20 protein-coding genes are annotated in these 20152 nt (G+C 63.4%); 9 read left to right on the plus strand and 11 right to left on the minus strand.

The window, feature by feature from the left end; genetic code table 11:
* Positions 1-139: 139 nt before the first annotated feature.
* The gene (locus R2834_10700; GenBank protein MEZ4700788.1) at positions 140-901 is read left to right on the plus strand and encodes a class I SAM-dependent methyltransferase; all 762 of its coding nucleotides are present in this window, start codon (positions 140-142) and stop codon (positions 899-901) included.
* Positions 902-1190: 289 nt separating this feature from the next.
* The gene (locus R2834_10705; protein ID MEZ4700789.1) at positions 1191-1679 is read left to right on the plus strand and encodes a hypothetical protein; all 489 of its coding nucleotides are present in this window, start codon (positions 1191-1193) and stop codon (positions 1677-1679) included.
* 58 nt (positions 1680-1737) lie between these two features.
* On the opposite strand, the gene R2834_10710 is transcribed toward R2834_10705, so the two are convergent.
* Positions 1738-3300 (minus strand): glycerol-3-phosphate dehydrogenase/oxidase, encoded by a 1563-nt coding sequence (locus tag R2834_10710; GenBank protein ID MEZ4700790.1) that lies wholly within the window; start codon positions 3298-3300, stop codon positions 1738-1740.
* A gap of 199 nt (positions 3301-3499) precedes the next feature.
* On the opposite strand from R2834_10710, the gene R2834_10715 reads away from it, so the two are divergent.
* From R2834_10715 to R2834_10730, 4 genes are all read left to right on the plus strand, one after another.
* Positions 3500-3847 (plus strand): DUF805 domain-containing protein, encoded by a 348-nt coding sequence (locus R2834_10715; GenBank protein MEZ4700791.1) that lies wholly within the window; start codon positions 3500-3502, stop codon positions 3845-3847.
* Positions 3848-3948: 101 nt separating this feature from the next.
* Positions 3949-6234 carry a DUF5916 domain-containing protein gene (locus R2834_10720; GenBank protein ID MEZ4700792.1) on the plus strand — a complete coding sequence of 762 codons (2286 nt, stop codon included), beginning with the start codon at positions 3949-3951 and terminating at the stop codon, positions 6232-6234.
* 259 nt (positions 6235-6493) lie between these two features.
* The gene (locus R2834_10725; GenBank protein ID MEZ4700793.1) at positions 6494-6856 is read left to right on the plus strand and encodes a hypothetical protein; all 363 of its coding nucleotides are present in this window, start codon (positions 6494-6496) and stop codon (positions 6854-6856) included.
* A 67-nt stretch (positions 6857-6923) separates the two neighbouring features.
* Complete coding sequence (locus tag R2834_10730) at positions 6924-7118, plus strand: hypothetical protein (protein MEZ4700794.1); 195 nt, start codon at positions 6924-6926, stop codon at positions 7116-7118.
* Between the two features lie 6 nt (positions 7119-7124).
* On the opposite strand, the gene R2834_10735 is transcribed toward R2834_10730, so the two are convergent.
* The 9 genes from R2834_10735 to mdh all read right to left on the minus strand — a co-directional run bounded on the left by R2834_10735 (position 7125) and on the right by mdh (position 15749).
* Positions 7125-8153, minus strand: coding sequence for an FAD:protein FMN transferase (locus R2834_10735; protein MEZ4700795.1), 1029 nt, complete (start codon positions 8151-8153; stop codon positions 7125-7127).
* 95 nt (positions 8154-8248) lie between these two features.
* Entirely contained in the window at positions 8249-9505 is a 1257-nt protein-coding gene (gene nqrF, locus R2834_10740; protein MEZ4700796.1) for an NADH:ubiquinone reductase (Na(+)-transporting) subunit F, read from the minus strand.
* A 20-nt stretch (positions 9506-9525) separates the two neighbouring features.
* Positions 9526-10137: an NADH:ubiquinone reductase (Na(+)-transporting) subunit E gene (gene nqrE, locus R2834_10745; GenBank protein ID MEZ4700797.1), complete on the minus strand. Its 612-nt coding sequence runs from the start codon at positions 10135-10137 to the stop codon at positions 9526-9528.
* Positions 10138-10171: 34 nt separating this feature from the next.
* Positions 10172-10858, minus strand: coding sequence for an NADH:ubiquinone reductase (Na(+)-transporting) subunit D (locus R2834_10750; GenBank protein ID MEZ4700798.1), 687 nt, complete (start codon positions 10856-10858; stop codon positions 10172-10174).
* 11 nt (positions 10859-10869) lie between these two features.
* Complete coding sequence (nqrC, locus tag R2834_10755) at positions 10870-11565, minus strand: NADH:ubiquinone reductase (Na(+)-transporting) subunit C (GenBank protein MEZ4700799.1); 696 nt, start codon at positions 11563-11565, stop codon at positions 10870-10872.
* Entirely contained in the window at positions 11552-12736 is a 1185-nt protein-coding gene (locus R2834_10760) for an NADH:ubiquinone reductase (Na(+)-transporting) subunit B (GenBank protein ID MEZ4700800.1), read from the minus strand. The genes nqrC and R2834_10760 overlap by 14 nt, the downstream gene beginning before the upstream one ends.
* Before the next feature lie 35 nt (positions 12737-12771).
* A complete protein-coding gene (locus R2834_10765) occupies positions 12772-14142 on the minus strand; it encodes a Na(+)-translocating NADH-quinone reductase subunit A (GenBank protein MEZ4700801.1) in 1371 nt (456 codons plus the stop codon).
* 210 nt (positions 14143-14352) lie between these two features.
* Positions 14353-14706 (minus strand): hypothetical protein, encoded by a 354-nt coding sequence (locus R2834_10770; protein MEZ4700802.1) that lies wholly within the window; start codon positions 14704-14706, stop codon positions 14353-14355.
* Positions 14707-14813: 107 nt separating this feature from the next.
* On the minus strand, positions 14814-15749 hold the full coding sequence (mdh, locus tag R2834_10775) for a malate dehydrogenase (protein MEZ4700803.1): 936 nt from the start codon (positions 15747-15749) through the stop codon (positions 14814-14816).
* Between the two features lie 196 nt (positions 15750-15945).
* Between mdh and R2834_10780 the strand changes: the two genes are divergently transcribed.
* Complete coding sequence (locus R2834_10780) at positions 15946-16440, plus strand: histidine phosphatase family protein (GenBank protein MEZ4700804.1); 495 nt, start codon at positions 15946-15948, stop codon at positions 16438-16440.
* Here the strand turns inward: R2834_10780 and R2834_10785 are convergent.
* A complete protein-coding gene (locus R2834_10785; GenBank protein ID MEZ4700805.1) occupies positions 16434-16889 on the minus strand; it encodes a hypothetical protein in 456 nt (151 codons plus the stop codon). The two genes, R2834_10780 and R2834_10785, sit on opposite strands and share 7 nt — an antisense overlap.
* A gap of 316 nt (positions 16890-17205) precedes the next feature.
* Between R2834_10785 and R2834_10790 the strand changes: the two genes are divergently transcribed.
* Both R2834_10790 and folD read left to right on the plus strand, forming a co-directional pair.
* Positions 17206-18897, plus strand: coding sequence for a DEDD exonuclease domain-containing protein (locus R2834_10790; GenBank protein ID MEZ4700806.1), 1692 nt, complete (start codon positions 17206-17208; stop codon positions 18895-18897).
* Between the two features lie 150 nt (positions 18898-19047).
* The gene (gene folD / locus R2834_10795) at positions 19048-19890 is read left to right on the plus strand and encodes a bifunctional methylenetetrahydrofolate dehydrogenase/methenyltetrahydrofolate cyclohydrolase FolD (GenBank protein MEZ4700807.1); all 843 of its coding nucleotides are present in this window, start codon (positions 19048-19050) and stop codon (positions 19888-19890) included.
* Positions 19891-20152: the final 262 nt, after the last annotated feature.

Genomic DNA, 20152 nt, shown 5'->3' on the forward strand with positions numbered 1-20152 from the left:
GCTCTAATATAGATCGCACGCCCGAAGGATGCCAAGGTAAAAAATCGTTAACAGGAACCATCGCGGCCTGAAAGACGTGCCGGTACAGGTGTTGTCCCGCGGCACAGAAACGGGCGTTCCCGTCACCCCATCCACGCCTATGCCCATCGCTACCGGTTCGATCTCACGCATGTGTGCTTTCCTCGTGCTCGCGGGCGCCCTCTGGCCGGCGGGTTGCGCTACGCAGCCGGAATCCGATGAGCCCGACCCCACCGCCGGTTATTACACCGACGGCGCGCCGCAATCCCCTGAAGGCAGCGGCCGGTTTTACCTCGGCCGCGAGGTCGCGCGCAGCGGCGACACGCCGGACGTCACGGAGTGGCTCGAACGGCCCGGGCGGGAGGCGGAGGAATTTCCTACCCGGCTGATCCAGGCGCTGGAGCTGGCGCCGGCGGAGATCGTGGCCGATATCGGGGCCGGCACGGGGTATTTCACGTTTCGGATGGCCGCCCAGGTGCCCGAGGGAAAGGTGTATGCGGTGGATATCCAGCCCGCCATGCTCGAAACCATCCGCGAGCGGATGAAAGAGGAGGGGGTTACGAACATCGAGACCGTGCAGGGGACCGCCATGAGCCCCAACCTGCCGGCCGGCAGCGTGGACCTCGCCCTCATCGTGGTGTCCTACCACGAGTTTTCCCATCCGCGCGAGATGATGGAGCACGTGGTGGAGGCCCTCAAACCGGGCGGACGCTTTGTGCTCGTCGAATACCGGGGCGAGGATCCTACCGTACCCGTCAGCGCCGTACGCCGCATGTCCGAGGATCAGGCCATCAAGGAGATGCGCGCGGTGGGCCTCCGGTGGCGCGAGACGAAGGACATCCTTCCCCAGCAGCACTTCATGGTGTTCGAGAAGCCGGATTGAGGCGTGCGCCGGCAAGCCGCCTCGTTATTTTCTATCAAATTTTCAAACGACAGGAACCTGTTTTAATACTCGCTGTAAATTCACACACTCCGCGACACCACATCATATCAAGATCACCCCTTCTCGATCTGTTTCGCGGCGTTTAGTTTGTCCGATCCTTGTCATCTTCTGTCCTGACTTGTAACGCTTCTGGAATCACACGGGAAAAGGTTGTTTTAGATTTTTGTGTGAACGTATATTCGAGCCCCTTTGACGTTCCTTCGGCCAGGAAGCGTTACATCCCTCTGTCATGAAACATCTACATCCCGATGCGTTCGCCGCATCCGCGGAAGGGCCGATGCGTTCCGTCCAGCCTGCTCCTTTCGAGCCTGACTCCTTATTCGGTCGGCTTCATCTGCCGTCGCTCCTCGTCGTGGAGCAGAACCAGGAGACGTCCGAACTCCTGGAGCTATTCCTTTCCCAGGCCTACAACTTGACCGTGGTCCGGCACCACGATCGGGTGACCGATCTCCTCCGCGCCTTCCCGTATCAGCTCGTGTTCATGGGCATCGACGAGGGCTGCGAACAGCCGGCCATCGATGCGCTGCAAGCCTTGCGCCTGGAAGACCGCGCCGGCCGACGCACGCCCGTCGTCGCGTCCGTCTGCTGCCTGGATTCCGAGACCGAACGCCGGCTCTTCAACGCCGGCTTCGACGGGTTCATCAAGCGCACCTTCACGCTCCGCGCCCTGTGCGACATGCTAAACCGCGTCCTGCAACGCGAAAACGCCTTCGCATGACCGGGCAGGCGAAGGCGCCCCCTTAAACCTCGAACCTCACACCTCGAACGCCCCGGCGTCAGCCGGGGTGCACGTACCCCATCGCCATCTCCTGATAGGCGCGCACCTGTTCCTGTTGCCAGCGTTCATCCCGGTGCAGTACGCCGGCGAGCAGGCGCGCCACGTCCGGGGCACAGGCGATGCTCGCGCGGGCATCCAGCAGGAGCGCCCTTGTCCGGCGGGCGAGCACATCCTCGACGCTGCGCGCCATCTCGTGTCGCGCGGCCCAGAGCACTTCGCCTTTCTGATAGGGGAGATTGGGATGCAGCAGGCCCTGACCTTCCGGCGTTTCCTTGCACAGGGTGCGCAGTGCGGGCGCGTCGGCGCCGTAGTGCGCCAGCGGCCCGAACGTTTCGCTGTATTCGTGCCAGCCGTGCAGGTGGAGGGAGGGCGTCACCGTGGGCCGGTCCTCGAGCTGGGCAATGACGGCGGCGTGGTCGACGGTGTCTTCCGCCATCTTGCGGTAGGTGGTCCATTTCCCGCCAGTGATCGTCACGAGACCCGAACGCGATATCTGGAGCGTGTGGTCCCGCGACAGCTCCGCCGTCGTTCCTTCTCCCGCGGAGCGAACGAGCGGCCGCAGGCCGGCGAAGCAGCTGAGCACATCGGAGGGCTCGGGGTCTTTGGTGAGATACCGCTTGGCGTGTTCGAGCAGAAAGGCGAGTTCGTCGGCCAGTGGCCGCGGCTCGAGGGAGGCGTCTGTCATCGGCGTGTCCGTCGTCCCGATGACGGTGCGTTCGTGCCAGGGGATGGCGAAGAGCACGCGGCCGTCGTCGGTGTGGGGCACCATGATCGCGCTGTCGCCGGGGAGGAACGACCGGTCGAGCACGATATGCACGCCCTGGCTCGGCTGGATGATCGGCGCAGCGTCGGCGTCGTCCATCCGGCGGACGCCGTCGCTGAAGACGCCCGTCGCATTGATCACCACCTTCGCCCGGATCTCGTGCTCCGTGCCGGCTTCCCGGTCGCGCAGCCGTACGCCCTTCACTTGATCGTTTTCCTTGATCAGGCCGGTCACCTCCACGTAATTGAGGACCGCCGCGCCGAGATCAACCGCGGTGCGCGCCATCGTGATCGCGAGCCGCGAATCGTCGAACTGGCCGTCGTGGTAGATCGTGCCGCCGCGGAGTCCGTCCGGCTCGATGGTGGGGATGCGCCGGAGCGTCTCCTCGCGGGACAGAAAGCGCGAGGGGCCGAAGCCTTCTTTGCCGGCGAGCATGTCGTAGATCTTCAGGCCGATGCCGTAAAAGGGCCCTTCCCACCAGTCGTAGTTCGGCACGACGAACGGCAGGTTGTGCACCAGATGCGGAGCGTTGCGCAGCAGCCGGCCCCGCTCGCGCAAGGCCTCCACCACCAGCGAGATGTTGCCCTGCTGCAGATACCGCACCCCGCCATGGACGAGCTTCGTGCTCCGGCTCGACGTTCCTTTGGCAAAGTCGTGCTGCTCCACCAGCAGGGTATTGTATCCCCGGGAGGCGGATTCGATCGCCGCGCCGAGTCCGGTGGCGCCTCCGCCGACGATGAGCATGTCCCACGTTTCCGAGCGGTCGGTGAGCCGGCTGATCAGGTCGTCGCGATGCATAGGGTCGTGTCGGTTGGTTCAGGAAAACGTCCCGCAGTATACCGCACGTCGCCGTGCGATGCCACGGGCGCGGGGGTCCGGGGGGAGCAGTACGATCTGGAACGGAGGGAGTAGCCATTCGGCACCCGGGGCGTCCTCCGCGCCGGCGGGGCCGGCGTATGTTGGGAAGGACGTTACACCCCATCCCACGGAAGCCGTCATGCTGCGAGAACTGTACACCATCAAGGGCCGTCTCGGCCGCGAAGCCTATCTGAACCGGTATCTGGCCACGGCCGGCGTGCTCGTCGGCACGCTGCTGGCCTTCGGCTTCCAGGATGCGCTGGGGCTCGGTCATTCCGCTCTCACCGCGCTCCTTGCCGTCGCCTCGCTCGCCACGCTGAGCCTGGTGGCGGCCGCCATCCGCCGGCTCCACGACATGGACCGCTCCGCCTGGCACCTCGTCCTCATTCTGGTGCCCGTCTATAATCTGTACCTCTTTCTTTCCCTGCTCTGCGTGAAGGGCGAGGAAGCGATCAATGGCTACGGCCTGCGCCCCGAGCCGTTGTGACCGTGTGGAATGTGGCCCCGTAAGGTCTCATTTTACACTTTTAACAACTTCCTGAGCTATTATTCTCCGGTTTACCCCTGCATCTTACCGGAGAATACCCCGTGCCGAGTATTTCACGTGCGCTCGTCGTGCTGGTCCTTGCGGCCACCCTGCCCCCGCTCACCGTTCTCGCCCAACCCAGTCCGTCCGATCGGGCGGAGGCGCGCTACGCACCTCCCGTGGCCCAGGCCACCCGCATCGCCACGGCGCCGGCGCTCGACGGCGACGTCCTGAACGACCCCGCCTGGGCGGCGCTCCCCGCGATTGAACGGTTCTGGCAGACCACGCCCGACGAAGGGGATCCGGCGACCGAGCGGACCGTCGTCAAGGTGGCGTTCGACGACCAGTATTTTTATGTCGGCGTGGTGTGCTACCACCAGGATGCGCACCAGATCATCGTTTCGGATGCCCGCCGCGACGGCGACCTCCAGGGCATCGACAGCTTCCAGTTCGTCCTCGATACCTACATGGACACCCAAAACGGCTTCGTTTTCGGGACGAGTCCGGCCGGTATCGAGTACGACGCGCAGATCGCCAATGAAGGCTCCGGCCAGTTCGGCTTCACCGGGCAGCAGGCCGGCTCCATGGGAGGGCTCAATGTGAACTGGGACGGCGCGTGGGATGTGAGCACCGAAATGGGCGACTATGGTTGGAGCGCCGAGTTCGCGATCCCCTTCCGCACGCTCCGCTTCCCGAAAAAAGCCGTGCAGTCGTGGGGCGTCAACTTCCAGCGTACGATCCGCCACAACAACGAGATCGCGTACTGGTCCAAACTCCCGCGCCAGTTCAACCTGTACCGCGTCTCCCGCGCCGGCACGCTCGAAGGGCTCGAAGTCCCCAACCCGCGCAATCTCAAGATCATGCCGTACGTGCTCGGGCAGACCAGCGTGGACCGCATCGGCGACGCCGGCGGCAACATGGGCGACTTCGGCGTGGACGCCAAATACAGCCTGACGCCCAGCATGGCGCTGGACCTCACCTACAACACCGACTTCGCCCAGGTGGAGGTGGACGAGCAGCAGATCAATCTCGACCGCTTCTCGCTCTTCTTCCCTGAAAAAAGACCGTTTTTTCTCGAAAACGCCGGCCTGTTTTCCATCAACTCGGACGGCACGGCGCAGACCGGAAGCGACGTGGAGCTCTTCTTCTCCCGCCGCATCGGCATCGGAAGCGAGGGCGAAACGGTGCCGATCATCGGCGGCGCGAGGATGTCGGGCAGCATCGGGCGCACGAGCGTGGGTTTTCTCAACATGCAGACCGAGGCGCTAGAAGGCGTGACGGAGTCGAACAACTTCGGGGTCGCGCGCGTGGAGCAGAAGCTGAAAAACCGCTCGTCCGTCGGCTTCATGCTCGTGAATCGCGAAGGGCGGACGTCCCTCGCCAGCGGTATCGACAACCCCTACAACCGGCTGCTGGCGGTCGATGGGAAAGTGGGGATCGGGGAGAACACGGAGGTCACGGCCTACGTGGCGCGCACGTTTTCGCCGCATCTGGACGGCGCGCAGCATGCGTTCGATGTCTCTGCCCAGCGCAACACCGAAGCTTTTTTGCTTACCCTCCAGTACAGCGAAGTGGCCGACGAATTTAACCCCGAGGTCGGCTTCCTGGCACGGCAGAGCTACCGCAAGATCAACGGGCTCGTGTTCAATCGCATCCGCCCGGATGACCTGCTCGGACTCCTCGAGATCCGCCCCCACGTCAACTACCGCGGCTACTGGGGCTTCACGGACGGGTTTCAGGAAACCGGGTATCTGCATGTCGACAGCCACTGGGAATGGCGAAGCGGCATCGAGATCCACACCGGCATGAACGTGCGGAAGGAAGGGGTGCGCGAGGATTTTGAGCTGGGAGGCGTGGCCGTGCCGGCCGACACCTACAACTGGGCGGAGACGCAGCTGGTCTTCATGACCAACGAGAGCAAGAAGGTGAGCCTCGAGGAACGCGTAAACGCCGGCGGCTTCTTCGGCGGATCGCGCCTCTCAAGCACGACGACGCTTCGCCTCCGCATCGGCAATCGGTTCAACTCGGAGTTCGCGCTCCAGCGCAACGATGTGAGCCTGCCGGCCGGCGACTTCACGAGCAACCTGCTGCGGACGCGCCTGAGCTACGCCTTCACCCCCCGCATTTTCCTGCAGAGCCTGCTCCAGTACAACGACCAGGCGGAAGTGTGGTCCGCCAACGTGCGGTTCGGCTGGCTGCAATCGTCCAATACCGGGCTCTTCCTGGTCTTCAACCAGGCGAGCGGACTCGATCTCGCGAACGACGACTACCTCCTGTACGGCTTCGGCGACCTGATCAACCGCAGCCTCACGCTGAAGTACACGCACCTGATCGATGTGTTTAAGTGAGGGTGGGATTGGATGCGGGAGGGTAGATACAGGATACGGGCAGGATGTTGGTTGTGCCCGGACGGCTGAATAGCGCATCCCAAGATCTTGCATCCTGCATCCTGCATCCCGTCCCCACCATCCCGCACCCCGCATCTAGCATCCCGCACCCCCCATCCCCCCATCCCCGCGCTGATTCGATGCATCGCGGATGACGGTTTGAAGGAATGCCCTGCGCATATTCAAGCGTACAGGGTTCATTCTTCATCTGTGGTCCCCCATGATCGACACCGCGTATTCGCTCAACTCGTTTCCGGTCGCTTCGTCGGCCTTATCGCCCCAGATCCGGTTCAAAACCCGCAAGCCGGCGGGCCGGCCGGCGGCAGCGGCGCCGCAGCACCGGGCCGTCGCCTCGCCTTCCCCGGCAGCCGCGCCCCATGCGGCCATCGGGCGTAAACCGCATCGCGGCCAGGCGACGTATTTTGTCTTCGGACTGGCCCTGCTGCTGGTTGTCGTCCAGGCCTCGGCGTGGCTGCCCCTCGAAGGGGCCGAGCTCCTTTTCGTGCGGCTGGTCCTCTTCGCCGGCGCGGCGATCTGCTTCCTGGCTTCGAGTGACAAGGCGACGCCGGCGGTTAACGTGTAACATCCGCCGGTCGAAACATAACGAACGGTCGGTCTTTAGACCATCATCACCAATCCAATCCGTCGTTATGGCTACCGTTCTCGCTAGTGTCGTCGTTATGGGGCTTGCGTTCGCGATGATCGCGACGCGCATTCTGCTCGTCAAGGACGGCGAATTCAAAGGCACCTGCAGCAGCAACAACCCGTATCTCAAGAACGAGTTGGGCGAATGCACGGTGTGCGGCAAGAAGGTCGACGAACCCTGCCAGCTCGAGACCAACTGATCGCCCTCAGGGCGCGTTCGGGGCGATAAGCGGCGCGAAGCCGCTCGTCATGTGTTCGACAAACGCGGTGTCCGCCCCGGCCGTCACCAGATACCCTTCCAGTTCATTGCGCGACTCCAGGAACGCGAGCGCGCTATCGCCCATCACCATGGCTGCCGTCGCGTAGCCGTCCGCCGTCATGCAGTCCGCCGCCACGATCGTCGCGCTGAGCAGCGTGCTGCGCGCCGGATAACCCGTCGTGGGATCGATCGTGTGGGCATATTTTTGCCCGTCGAGGACGTAGAAATTCCGATAATTGCCGGACGTGGCCATGCCGGCGTCTTCGAGCAGCACCACCGTCTGCAGCGTCCGTTCCGCGGCATCCTCTTCCGGGCGATCGATGCCCACGCGCCAGGGCCGGCCGGCCGGATGCCGTCCGCGCACGACCACTTCGCCGCCGATCTCCACGAAATAGCTGGTCACGCCCCGGGCGTCTAGATACCGTCCGACTTCATCCACGCCGTAGCCCTTCGCGATGGCGCTGAAGTCGAGATGCGCGTTCGGGATCGCCTTCCGCACATGCAGCGAGTCGGGGGTGAGCTGGAAGGCGTCGAAGCGGACGAGCGCGAGCAGGGAGTCGACGTGCTCGCGGGACATGGATTGCCGGCGCTCGGGTCCAAACCCCCAGGCCTCCACCAGCGGCCCGACGGCTGGATTGAAGGCGCCGTTTGTGGCCTCGTAGATCGAGCGGGAGGCCACGAATACGCGCCGGAAATGCGCGTCGATAGGGAAGGGGGCGCTGGTATCGTTCGAGCTGTTGAGCCGGGAGATCGTCGACGTGGGGATGTACGTCGAGAGTGACTGGTTGACGGCCGCAAGGAGCGAGTCGATGCCGGCGTGGTCGCGTTCCTGGCGCTCGGCCGGGCCGGCGTAGCGGATGCTGTAGGTGGTGCCCATCGTGCGTCCCGTCAGTTCGATCAACGGTGCGGGCGCAGGCGCGGGCGCGCAGGCGTGGATGAAGCAGAGGCCGGCGAGGAGGATGGCGTAGCGAATCATGGGGATGGCGCGGTCGGGTTGGGATCGCACAAGATAAAAAAACGAAAGGGTCGACACCGTCGACCCTTTCGATACCCGTTATACGATGGCTTCGATCAACCGAAGTCGTCGAACGCGATGTTGCTGGACGGCACCCCGAGGTTGTCGAGCATGTTCATGACGGCCTTGAGCATGAGCGGCGGGCCGCAGAGGTAATACTCGATCTCTTCCGGTTCAGGATGTTTGCTGAGGTACTCGTTCAGCACGACCTGATGGATGAACCCGACCGGGCCGGTCCAGTTATCCGACGGCAACGGCTCGGAGAGCGCGATGTGGTAGGAGAAGTTGGGGAATTTCTCTTCGATGTCCCGGAAATGATCCGTATAGAACAGTTCGCGCGTCGAGCGGCCGCCGTACCAGTAGGATACCTTGCGGTCCGTCTTGAGCGTGTGGAAGAGGTGGAAGATGTGCGAGCGGAGCGGGGCCATGCCGGCGCCGCCGCCGATGTACACCATCTCTTTGTTCGTTTCCTTGATGAAGAACTCGCCATACGGACCCGAGATCGTCACCTTGTCGCCCGGTTTGCGCGAAAAGACGAACGAGGAGCAGATGCCGGGGTTGACGTCCATCCATTGGTTCTTGGCGCGGTCCCAGGGAGGCGTCGCGATCCGGATGTTGAGCATGATGATGTTGCCCTCTGCCGGATGGTTGGCCATGGAGTACGCGCGGAAGATGGGTTCGTCGTTCTTCATCTTCAGCGTCCACAGATTGAACTTGTCCCAGTCCTCGCGGAAGCGTTCCTGGACGACCATGTCCTTGAACTCGATCTCGATGGGGGGGACGTCGATCTGGATGTAGCCGCCGGATTCGAAATGGAGCGTCTCACCCTCGGGCAGCCGGACGACGAACTCCTTGATGAAGGTCGCGACGTTGTCGTTGCTGACGACGGTGCATTCCCATTTCTTGATGCCGAAGATCTCTTCGGGCACCCGAATCTTCATGTCCTGCTTCACCTTCACCTGGCAGGCGAGGCGCCAGTTTTCCTGGGCTTCCTTGCGGCTGAGGTGGTTCATCTCGGTCGGCAGCACATCGCCGCCGCCTTCGAGCACCTGGCAACGGCACATGGCGCACGTGCCGCCGCCGCCGCAGGCCGACGGCAGGAAGATCGTCTGTTCGGCCAGCGTGGAGAGCAGCGAGGTGCCCGGCTTGATCTTCAGGGCGTGCTCGTCGTCGCCGTTGATCACGAGGGTGACGTCGCCCGAGGGCATCAGCTTCTCTTTCGCCAGGATGAGCAGACCGACCAGCACCAGGATGACGGCGACGAACGCGCCGACACTGGCGAGGGCGACCGGTAGGAGGTTGAGTAAATCCATGACTCAGTAGGTGTTGCTGATTACAATTGGATGCCGGCGAAGCTCATGAACGCGATGCCCATCAGGCCGGTGATGATGAACGCAATGCCCAGGCCGCGCAGCGGGGCGGGGATGTGGGCGTAGCGGAGCCGTTCGCGAATCGCCGCGATGGCGACGATGGCCAGGAAAAAGCCGAAGCCGGCGCCGATGCCGAAAACAGCCGATTCCGTAAACGTATACTCGCGTTCGACCATGAACAGCGCACCGCCGAGGATCGAGCAGTTCACCGTGATGAGCGGGAGGAAGATGCCCAGCGACGTATACAGCGCCGGGAAAAACCGCTCGACGATGATCTCCACCAGCTGCACCATCGAGGCGATGACCGCGATGAAGACGATGAACTGGAGGAACGAGAGGTCGACGCTCGCCAGCGACTCGGAGAACGCGCCGAGCGCGCCTTCCTTGAGCAGGAACGTATCAACCAGCCAGTTGATCGGCACGGTGATGCCGAGTACGAAGATGACCGCCAGACCGAGGCCGAAAGCCGTCTTCACGCTTTTGGAAACCGCCAGAAACGAGCACATCCCCAGGAAGTAGGCGAGGATCATGTTCTCGATGAAGGCAGATCGTATAAAGATATTGACCAGATCCATAACGAAATGAGGTCCAAGAATGGGCGATAGTGAGTCAGGAAACGTCGACGAGCTTGGCGTTGACGGATCGCTGGACCCAGATGATGATCCCGATGATGAACATGGCCGCGGCGGACGTGAGCATCACGCCGTTGTTCACGTAACCCATATCGTAGAACGCCTGCGGGATCAGCTGGAATCCGAAGAGCGAGCCCGATCCGAAGAGTTCACGGAAGAAGGCCACGACGAGCAGGATCGCGCCGTACCCGACGCCGTTGCCCAGGCCGTCCAGCAGCGAGGGCCAGGGCCGGTTGGCCATGGCGAACGCCTCGAGCCGGCCCATCACGATGCAGTTCGTGATGATGAGGCCGATGTAGACCGAGAGCTGCCGGCTGATGTCGTACACGTAGGCTTTCAGGACCTGGTCCACCAGCACCACCAGCGCCGCGATGACGGTCAACTGGACGATCATGCGGATGCGCGAGGGGATCGTGTTGCGGATCAGGGAAATCGTCAGGTTGGAAAGCCCGACGACCACCGTCACCGAAAGCGCCATGACGAAGGCCGACTTCATCTGCGTCGTCACGGCGAGCGCCGAACATACGCCCAGAATCTGGACGGTGATCGGGTTGTTGTCGTTGAACGGATCCGTGAGGAGCCGGCGGTTCTTCTTGGAGAAGAGCGGCTCCTTCGGTTCGATTGGTTTAAGCTCCGCCGGAGCGGTGGCCGTTTCCGTACTCATAGACTGCTACCCTACGATCTGACTTTTTTGAAATAAGGGGCGTAGTTCTTCAGTTCGTTCGCGAACATCCGAGTTACACCGTTCGACGTCATCGTGGCGCCCGACAGGCCGTCGACGGCGTGCGGCTGGTTGGAGGTGTCGTGCCCCGAACCTTTGAGCACGCGGATCGACTGGAGCGTGCCCGCGTCGTCAAACAGTTGCTTGCCGTTGTACCGCTGCTCGAACTTGCTGTCGGTGATCTCGGCGCCCAGGCCCGGCGTTTCCTTTTCGTGTCCGAAAACCACGCCGTGCACGGTGTTCAGGTCCTCGTCGAGGGCCAGGAACGCGCTGATCGGCCCCCAGAGGCCATTTCCCTGCAGCGGCACGATGTAGTTCGTGCGATCTCCGTTCTTATAGATGAAGATCGGGAGCTGGCGTTCCGCCGGATCCTTCTTTGACTCCTTTTTAATATCGAGCGCGAAGGCGCTGGCGCCCGGCACGACATCGCCCGAGGCGTTGACGACGACTTCCTCGATGTACTGGTTGTAGTCGGCTTCGGCGGTCGCAGGATTGACATCCATGACGCTCTGCAGGATGGCGATGCGCTTCGCCTGCGCTTCGTTCGCCTCCTGGAGCGGGCGTAGCCCCGTAGCGGCGAGCGCGAGGGCGACCGCCACGAGGGCCGTCACGCCTAACGCGTAGAGAAACGTATAGCTATTTGAGTGCACGGCTGAGCCTCCGTTTGATATTGCCCTGGACGACGATGTGATCGATGGTCGGCGCGAACACGTTCATCAGCAGAATCGCGAGCATCCAGCCTTCAGGATAGGCCGGGTTGAGCACGCGGATGATCATGCCGAAAACGCCGATCAGCAGTCCGTAGATGTATTTGCCCCGGGTGGTCTGCGCCGCCGTCACCGGGTCGGTCGCCATGAACACCGTGGCGAAGAGCATGCTGCCCATGAAAATGTGGTAGTGGGGCGGCACGCCGTGGTAGGGGGCGATGCCCGTCAGCGAGAAGACGACGGCGGTCACGTACGCGCCGGCGAGCACGCTCGCCATGATCCGCCAGCTGCCGATGCCCGTCACCAGGAGGATCAGCGCGCCGATGCCGATGGCGATCGCGGACGTCTCGCCGATGGAGCCCGGGATCGTGCCTGTGATGAAGCTCGTCAGGTCGTACGTCACATGTTTCACCGCGGCGAGGCCGGCCATGCCGTCGAGGTAGCCCGCGCCCAGCGGCGTCGCGCCGGAGAAGCCGTCGACGAACTGCGACGCGTCGCCGGCGACCCACACGGCGTCGCCCGACATGTAGGTCGGATACGCGAAAAACAGAAAGACGCGCGCCGTGAGGGCGACGTTGAGAATGTTCATCCCCGTGCCGCCGAACGCCTCCTTGCCGAGCACGACCGCAAAGGCCGTCGCCAGCGCGACCATCCACAGCGGAATCGTCGGCGGCATCACCAGCGGAATGAGCATGCCCGAAACCAGGAAGCCCTCGTTTACGGGATGTTTCTTGGCGATTGCGATGCCGAACTCGATGCCCAGACCGACGCCGTAGGAGACGATCACGATCGGCAGCACCTTCAGCGCGCCGAAGAGCAGCTTGTCCATGAAGCCTTCGCCGGCGCCGGTCAGCTGCCCCAGCGCCAGAAAGTGCTGGTGGCCCACGTTCCAGATGCCAAACAGCAGGCAGGGCACCAGGGCGATCACGACGGTGAACATCGTCCGTTTCAGGTCGATGCCGTCCTTGATGTGCGTTCCGCCGGGGTCGGCGGCGTGGCCCGGCACGAAGAGGAACGTCTCCAGCGCGTCGTAGCCGTAGTAGTACTTCTCTAACTTGCCTCCTTTCTCGAAATGCGGACGTACCTTTTCGAGAAGGTTTTCGAACAGTTTCATAAGCGCGTCTCCTGAGACGTCCTGACTTGGTTGTGTTATCCTTCCACGCGCATGGCGTCGAGCCCTTCGCGCAGGATGGCCTGTACAGGTTGTTTGGAAGTGCACACGAACTCGCACAGTGCCAGGTCTTCCTCTACCACCTCGTAGATGCCGAGCCCCTCCATCTCATCGAAGTCGCGGTACATGATGGACTTGATCAGGTGCTGGGGATACAGATCCATCGGCAAGACTTCCTCGTACTGTCCCGTCATCACGTAGGCGCGCAGTTCGCCGTGGTTGTTGGTGTTGACGTGGAATTCCCGGTTCGGGAAGAGATACGAAAGGAAGGTGCGCGACAGGGAAGGACGGGGGTACGACGGCAGCAGCCAGCCGAGGAATTCCGGTTTGTCGCCCTCCTCGATGACGGTCAGCTGATCGTCGAACAGACTCATGAAGCCGTCGGCGGCGATCCGGGTGCCGGTAAGCGGGTTGCCCGAAATCATGCGGACGTGGTCGGTTTTCAGGTTGCCCTCGATGAGGGGCTTGATCGCCGCGCCGATGCGGGTCTGGAAATACCCCGTTTTTTTGAGTTCGTCGCCGGCGACCGCGATCGTCCGCTGCGCATCGTAGATGCCCTCAGCGACGAGACGGCCGATGATCGCCACGTCCTGCGGCTTGAGCACCCACACCACGTCGCTCTTGTTGATGGGCGCTACATGATGGATGTGCACGCCGACATTGCCGGCCGGGTGCGGCCCCTCGAAGCTGTGCTTGACGACGCCTTCCGCGCGGGTGAAGACTTCCGGCGAACCGGGTCCCAGCCCCAGATGCACGCGGCCGCTGGTCAGTTTGCCGAGCACGCGGAGCCCCTGCTGGAACGCCGTCTCCTTCCCCTTCATCAGCATCCCGTAGTCGGGTGCCAGGGGCGCCGTGTCGAAGCACGAGATAAAGATGTCGCGCGGCACGGCGGTGGGATCGGGCACAATGTTAAACGGGCGCTGGCGCATCAGCACCCAGGCGCCCGATTTCAGGAGGTACTGCACGATGTCTTCGCGCGATGCCTGGTCGGATAGCCGGCCGTGGTCGTAGAAGTCCATCGTCGAGTCCGCCAGCATGACCACCGCCTCGATCGCGCGTTTGGCTCCGCGCCGCACCTCGACGATCTCGCCGCTCACCGGAGCGCAGTACTGCACATTAGGCGACGGCTTATCGAAGTACAGGGGTTGCCCTGCCTTGATTTCATCGCCTTCCTTGACGTGGAGCTTGGGGATAGGAGCAATGCCGTGAATGTCGCCCGGTTTGAGGGCAAAAAGCTTCGGCTGCTCAATGCTGAGGAACGTTTTTTCCGCTTTACCGAGCAGATTGATGTCGTATCCTCGCTTGAGCTTGATGACGCTATTGTTCATAAAGGCCTGATTTCGGGGCATTTACCGCCAGAAAAGTGGTCTAACACACGTATGAAAGGCAGCTTGCATGCCATCTTCACGGTATCGGCGGCTTTAACGCCGCATTTTACCGATTCCTTTCCTGCATCGCTTACTTTCACGGATTTTTAATACCCCCCACGCTGCGTTCGTGAGGGCACCTGCCAAAATGAACCGGAATCGCCGTTCCGCCTTTTCGCGCACGCACCGGGTTCAGTAGATCTCGATCTGTTCGATGGCATAACCCTGGCAGGCGATCAGGAGCCGTTCCAGCTCCGGGGGCTCGATCGCCGTGCTGCGGAGCCGCATCTCGAAGCCGGCGAATACGATCTGAAACTGGGACCCGCCCAGCCCGCGCGCGATGAAAAGCAGCGTCCCGAAAAGGGGCAGCAGGTCGTCCAGGCGCTCGGAGTCGAGGCGGATTTCCAGATCGGGCGCCCGGAACGCGACGCGCCGTTCGGGCTGGCCCACCGTGACCGAATGCGGGTGATCGGACAACTGGGCGAGCAACAGCTCGCCCAGTCGTTCCTTCGATATATTCGGCGCGTAGATCGGCAGGATGAACATGAAGGGGTAGCAGGTTTCAGGTTATAGGTTCCAGGTTAACAACCGGGTGCAAGTCATGGGACTGCCTCATCCAACCTGGAACCTGGAACCTGCTACCTGGAACCCCTTCACCCCTGCGCGTCGAGCCGTTCGAGTGCTTCGATGTTGGTGCGCACGTTTTCCGCCGAGGCGTTCAGCATGGCGCGTTCGGCGTCGGTGAGCGGGATATCGAGCACCTTCTGCACGCCGCCCGTGCCGAGGCGGACGGGCACGCCGATGAACAGGTCGTTCAGGCCGTACTGCCCGTTGACCATGGCCGCGCACGGGAGGACGCGACCGGAATTTTTGACGATGGCTTCCGCCATTTCGGCGGCCGCGGCGCCCGGGGCATACCACGCGGAGGTGCCCATCAGCTTGACGATCTCGCCGCCGCCAAACTTCGTTCGTTCGACGATCGCGTCGATCTTTTCCGCCGGCATCAGCTCCGGCAGCGGGATCCCGCCGACGGTCGTGTAGCGGGGCAGGGGCACCATGGTGTCGCCATGGCCGCCCATCAGCAGCGCCTGGATGTCGCGCACGGAGCAGCCGAGTTCGGCGGCGATGAAGGCGCGGTAGCGGGCCGTATCCAGCACGCCGGCCATGCCCATCACGCGTTCGCTCGGGAAGCCGCTTTTTTTGTAGGCAACGTACGTCATCACGTCGAGCGGATTCGAAACGACGATGAGGATGGCGTTCGGGCTGTGGGCGACCAGCTGCTCGGTGACGGCGCGTACGATGCGCGCGTTGATCGAAAGCAGGTCGTCGCGGCTCATGCCCGGCTTGCGGGGCGAGCCGGCAGTGATGATCGCGATGTCGGTGCCGGCCGTATCCTTGTAATGGTTGGTGCCGACGACGCGCGTATCGAAGAGGTGGATCGGGGCGGACTGCTGGATGTCCAGCGCCTTGCCCTGGGGAAGGCCTTCGACGATGTCGATCAGGACGACTTCGTCCACCATATCCTTGCGGGCCACGCAGTCGGCCGCGGTGGCGCCCACATTCCCAGCGCCTATGACGGTAATTTTCATGATCTCTGCTCTAGTTCTGGTACCTGGGGTGTCTCGGCTGCCGCATTGCGGGGCGCGCGCCGCCGAAGCGCTTTTTCTACGATCGGCACGACAGTCGGGCCGATGTTTGCGCCATGGAATCACGCCATACTACTGTTTGCCCGGGCAAAAGCCCTACCTTGTTGTGCCAATATTTCTAGAAAACGGATCCACAGGCATGAAGCTCATCGTCATGCGTCACGGCAGAGCCGAAACGCCGCGCGCCACACTGCCCGACAGCGAGCGCGCGCTGACCGCACAGGGAAAGGCGCTGATATCCTCGCAGGGTATCGCCATGGCGCGGGGGGGACTGAAGCCGGACGTCGTTTTTTGCAGTCCGTACCTGCGGGCCCGGCAGACGGCCTCCCTGCTCTGCGAGGCATTCGAGCTGGAGCCGCTCGTCGTGCGATCGCTCGGCCCCGGCGCCGATCTCGAGGCCTACGGGGCGCTGGTGGACGAGTGGGCGGGGTCGGGATGCCTCCTCACCGTGCACCATCAGCCGGATGTGTCGGGCGTCATCTACGCCCTGTCCGGGATCCACGTGCCGATGGGAGAGGGGTATGCGGCCGTCCTGGATGTGCGGCGGATCGCCGCCGGCGGCGCGGTGCTGGCCGGGTTCTACGAAGCCGGCGTCATGGCCCGGCTGGGCGGATTCAAGGAGAGTGGTTACTGACCGGCGTCGAGCTGCGTCTCGGCGACCGAGGTCGATTCGACGAGCGAGGAGACCACGGCGACGATGTCGCGGTCGCTGATGCCGTTCACGGTCAGGGTGACGCGGGTGCCCAGCGACTGGTTGGTGCCGATGATGACGAGGCCGCGTTCGTCCGCCCGGTAGTTGAAGGTGCCGTTGAGCGTGACGTGGGGATCCTGCAGCGTGAGGGCCTCGAAGCTGAACCCGGTGAAGTCGGCCATGTTGTCCCGCGCGGCGCCGGCCTGGCCGCCGAACGCCGCCGGCCGGATCTTCCAGGCCTGGGCCTGATTGGCGACGTTTATGGCGTCGGACACGAGCGCATCGGCATTCGATTTCCGCATGTTCTCCTGGAACATGAAGAGGCCGGCGACGACAGCGAGCGCCACGATGACAAGGCTCAGTACGAGCAGGAGAAGCTGTTGCTGACCCATGGATCCGGGGGGTGATTGGGCACAAAAGCCAGCGCGGAGCCGCGCCCGGCCGGAGAAAAAATTGAAGAGGTTTTATAGACCTCACCGCGTTACAGTTCCCGCCGCGCGCAGGTTTAATCCGCCCCGCGCAGCGACGGCAAGATGGCCTACGCGGTGATGGAACTGCAACGGGTGTGGGGCTTATCTTAGGACCGGCGTCCAGCGGGATCCTTCGCGGCGTCCGACGATCCTGACCGGTGTTCGCATCCTGTGTTCACCATCCGTCAGGATTCCCTGTATATCTCGTGCACGCGCCGGCCCCAAAGGAAGCAGTCGTATGTCGTTTTCCGGCATTCCGTTTATCGTAACCGACACCGAGACCACCGGTCACCAGGCGGATGACGGCCGGATCATCGAAATCGCCGCGGTGAAAGTCGTGGACGGCCGGATCGTCGACCGGTACGCGCAGCTCATCAACCCGGGCCGGTCGATCCCGTCCCGCATCACGCGGTTGACGGGCATCACGACCGGGATGGTGTTCGACCAGCCGAACGTGCAGGCCGTGCTCCCGTCGTATCTGGCGTTTCTCGGGGACGGCGTGCTCGTCGCGCACAATCTGTCGTTCGATCTCGGGTTCATCAACGCGGAGCTGCGCCGCATCGGCCGGCCCCAGCTGGAGGTGCCCACGCTCTGCACGCTGCGCCTCGCCCGGCGGCTGCTGCGCGGGCTGCGATCGAAGGGGCTGAGCGGGCTCGCCGCGTTTTACAACATCACCGTGGAGGGTCGCCACCGCGCGCTCGGCGACGCCCTGGCCACGGCGGAGGTGCTGATCCGTTTCCTGCGGCGCGTGACCTACGAATACGGGATCGAATCCCTGGAGGAACTGCTCGCCTTCCAGTTTCGCACGTACGGCCGGCCATCCCCGATGAGCGGTGCCCGCGGCGCACTGACCGAGAAGCTGCGGCTGCTGCCCGATCGTCCGGGCGTCTATTACATGAAGGACGCCCAGGGACGGATCATCTATGTGGGAAAGGCGAAAAGCCTGCAGTCGCGGGTGCGCAGTTATTTCACGTCGATCGAGGCCCACAACGCCCGGTTGCGGACGATGATCGACATCGTGCAGGACGTGGTCTGGGAAGAGATGACGTCCGAACTGGAGGCGCTGATCCACGAATCCCGCCAGATCAAGAAGCTGACGCCCCGTTTTAACCAGGCGCAGCTGCGCTACAAGCATCGGCAGTTCTTGCGCATCGACGAGACCGCGGCGTTTCCGCGGCTGACGGTGAGCCCGATCCTGGTGGACGACGGGGCGACGTATTTCGGGCCCTTGGCGAGCCGGCGCGAGGCCGAGATGATCGTCGACCTCGTGGAGCGGTGGTACCTCGTCCGGCCCTGTACCGACACCGCGTTCGGGGCGGGGCAGTCGTGCCTCTATGCCGAAATCGGACGCTGCCAGGCCCCGTGCGAGGGGCAGGTGGACGCCGCGACCTACCGGAAGCAGGTCGAGCAGGTGCGCGCGTTTCTCGCCGGCCAGGACGCCTCGGTCATCCCGTTTCTCGACGAGGCGATGCGGCGCGCGTCCCGCGAGATGCAGTTCGAGGATGCCGCCCGCTACCGGGACCTCCTCGAACTCGTCACCCGGCTGCTCGACCGGCAGCGGTGCATCGCCGCCCCCGTGATGGAGCACCATGCGGTGGTCGTGTCCGACGAACCCGGCGGCGGCCGGCGGCTGGTGATGGCGATTCGCTATGGCCGGCTCGTCCGTTCCATGATCTGCGCGACCCCGCTCGACCTCGGCGAATTGGAGCGGATCCGCGCCTTCGTCCGCAGCGCCTTCGAGGAGGACGCGCACCGGCCGGAGTCCTACCTGAAGCCGGAAATCGAGGAGGTGCGCCTGCTGGTGCACTGGCTTTTTACCCATCAGGAATCCATCCGGCAGGAGAACTGGGACGAGGAGCAGGACGCCGGCCTGTTCACCGATCGGGTCGTCGAGGCGATCGCCGGTTTTTCCACGGCGGTGCAGGGCTGAGGAGAATCGGTTAAGCGGTTTGCCCCGGGTTCGTTTTCGAGTATTTTCCGGGCGGGGCGGGATACACCTCGCCGGATGCCGGCCCCTTCGCCGCGCGCCGATCCGAGGCCGGGCGGATGCCGGCGATCAACACGGACCCGAGACGACGCCATGTCAGGAATCATACTCGATGGGAAAGCGCTCGCGCGGCACATGGAAGCGGATCTCTCCGCCCGCGTCGAACGCATCAAGGCACGAACGAACGGACGGACGCCCATCCTGGCGACGATCCTCGTCGGCGACGACCCCGCCTCCGCCACCTACGTGCGGATGAAGGGCAACGCGTGTGAGCGAATCGGCATGACATCGGAGCGGGTCATCCTGCCCGAGTCGACGACGACGGAGCAGCTGCTGGCCGAGATCGACCGGCTCAACGCGGACGCCAATGTGCACGGCATCCTCCTCCAGCATCCGGTGCCGGCGCAGATCGACGAGCGGGCGTGTTTCGACCGCATCGCGCTCGGGAAGGACGTGGACGGCGTCACGACGCTGGGATTCGGGCGGATGGCGATGAACGAGGACGCGTTCGGCTCGGCGACGCCGGCGGGCATCATGCGGCTGCTGCAGCATTACGAGATTCCGATGGAAGGAAAACACGCGGTGGTCGTCGGCCGCAGTCCGATCCTCGGGAAGCCGATGGCCTTCATGCTGCTCAACGCGAACGCCACGGTCACGATCTGCCATTCGCGCACGCGGGACCTGCCGTCGCTCGTGCGCCAGGCGGACATCGTCGTGGGCGCCGTCGGCCGGCCGGAGTTTATCCGGGGGGAATGGATCAAGGACGGCGCCGTCGTGGTGGATGCCGGCTACAATCCGGGCCCCGTCGGCGACATCGAACTGCAAGCGGTCGTGGATCGCTGCGCGGCGTACACCCCGGTGCCCGGCGGGGTGGGGCCGATGACGATCGCGACGCTGATGGCGCAGACCGTGGAAGCGGCGGAGAAGGCGGTTTAGGCAGTTCTGCCCAAACTTTTGCTTCGATTTAACAGGGATCGAAGCGCTTTCTCATGCTGGGCGATGCATCTGATAAATCCATCCTATATATTCCGAACCGGACACCACCACCTACCTGTTTTGGCCCCATGCACAGCCAGTTGCGTTGGAAAGCGACACCGCGCTGCTCCCCGGTCGACGTGCTCCCTGTTCCATATGTTGACGGGAGCTGCTTTTGCCCCGGCAAGGCGTGTCGCCGGCCATTCAGGGTTCCGATCGCAGG

The organism is Rhodothermales bacterium (assembly GCA_041391505.1).
Taxonomy (GTDB): Bacteria; Bacteroidota; Rhodothermia; order Rhodothermales; family JAHQVL01; genus JAWKNW01.

Bases quoted from the DNA above. Each gene is read 5' to 3' on its own strand.
- R2834_10730 (MEZ4700794.1), top strand. From the start codon at position 6,924: ATGGCTACCGTTCTCGCTAGTGTCGTCGTTATGGGGCTTGCGTTCGCG.
- R2834_10735 (MEZ4700795.1), bottom strand. From the start codon at position 8,153: ATGATTCGCTACGCCATCCTCCTCGCCGGCCTCTGCTTCATCCACGCC.
- nqrF (MEZ4700796.1), bottom strand. From the start codon at position 9,505: ATGGATTTACTCAACCTCCTACCGGTCGCCCTCGCCAGTGTCGGCGCG.
- nqrE (MEZ4700797.1), bottom strand. From the start codon at position 10,137: ATGGATCTGGTCAATATCTTTATACGATCTGCCTTCATCGAGAACATG.
- R2834_10770 (MEZ4700802.1), bottom strand. From the start codon at position 14,706: ATGTTCATCCTGCCGATCTACGCGCCGAATATATCGAAGGAACGACTG.
- R2834_10710 (MEZ4700790.1), bottom strand. From the start codon at position 3,300: ATGCATCGCGACGACCTGATCAGCCGGCTCACCGACCGCTCGGAAACG.
- R2834_10760 (MEZ4700800.1), bottom strand. From the start codon at position 12,736: ATGAAACTGTTCGAAAACCTTCTCGAAAAGGTACGTCCGCATTTCGAG.
- R2834_10785 (MEZ4700805.1), bottom strand. From the start codon at position 16,889: ATGGGTCAGCAACAGCTTCTCCTGCTCGTACTGAGCCTTGTCATCGTG.
- R2834_10790 (MEZ4700806.1), top strand. From the start codon at position 17,206: ATGTCGTTTTCCGGCATTCCGTTTATCGTAACCGACACCGAGACCACC.
- mdh (MEZ4700803.1), bottom strand. From the start codon at position 15,749: ATGAAAATTACCGTCATAGGCGCTGGGAATGTGGGCGCCACCGCGGCC.
- R2834_10780 (MEZ4700804.1), top strand. From the start codon at position 15,946: ATGAAGCTCATCGTCATGCGTCACGGCAGAGCCGAAACGCCGCGCGCC.
- R2834_10715 (MEZ4700791.1), top strand. From the start codon at position 3,500: ATGCTGCGAGAACTGTACACCATCAAGGGCCGTCTCGGCCGCGAAGCC.
- R2834_10700 (MEZ4700788.1), top strand. From the start codon at position 140: ATGCCCATCGCTACCGGTTCGATCTCACGCATGTGTGCTTTCCTCGTG.
- R2834_10750 (MEZ4700798.1), bottom strand. From the start codon at position 10,858: ATGAGTACGGAAACGGCCACCGCTCCGGCGGAGCTTAAACCAATCGAA.
- R2834_10765 (MEZ4700801.1), bottom strand. From the start codon at position 14,142: ATGCCCCGAAATCAGGCCTTTATGAACAATAGCGTCATCAAGCTCAAG.
- folD (MEZ4700807.1), top strand. From the start codon at position 19,048: ATGTCAGGAATCATACTCGATGGGAAAGCGCTCGCGCGGCACATGGAA.
- R2834_10705 (MEZ4700789.1), top strand. From the start codon at position 1,191: ATGAAACATCTACATCCCGATGCGTTCGCCGCATCCGCGGAAGGGCCG.
- R2834_10725 (MEZ4700793.1), top strand. From the start codon at position 6,494: ATGATCGACACCGCGTATTCGCTCAACTCGTTTCCGGTCGCTTCGTCG.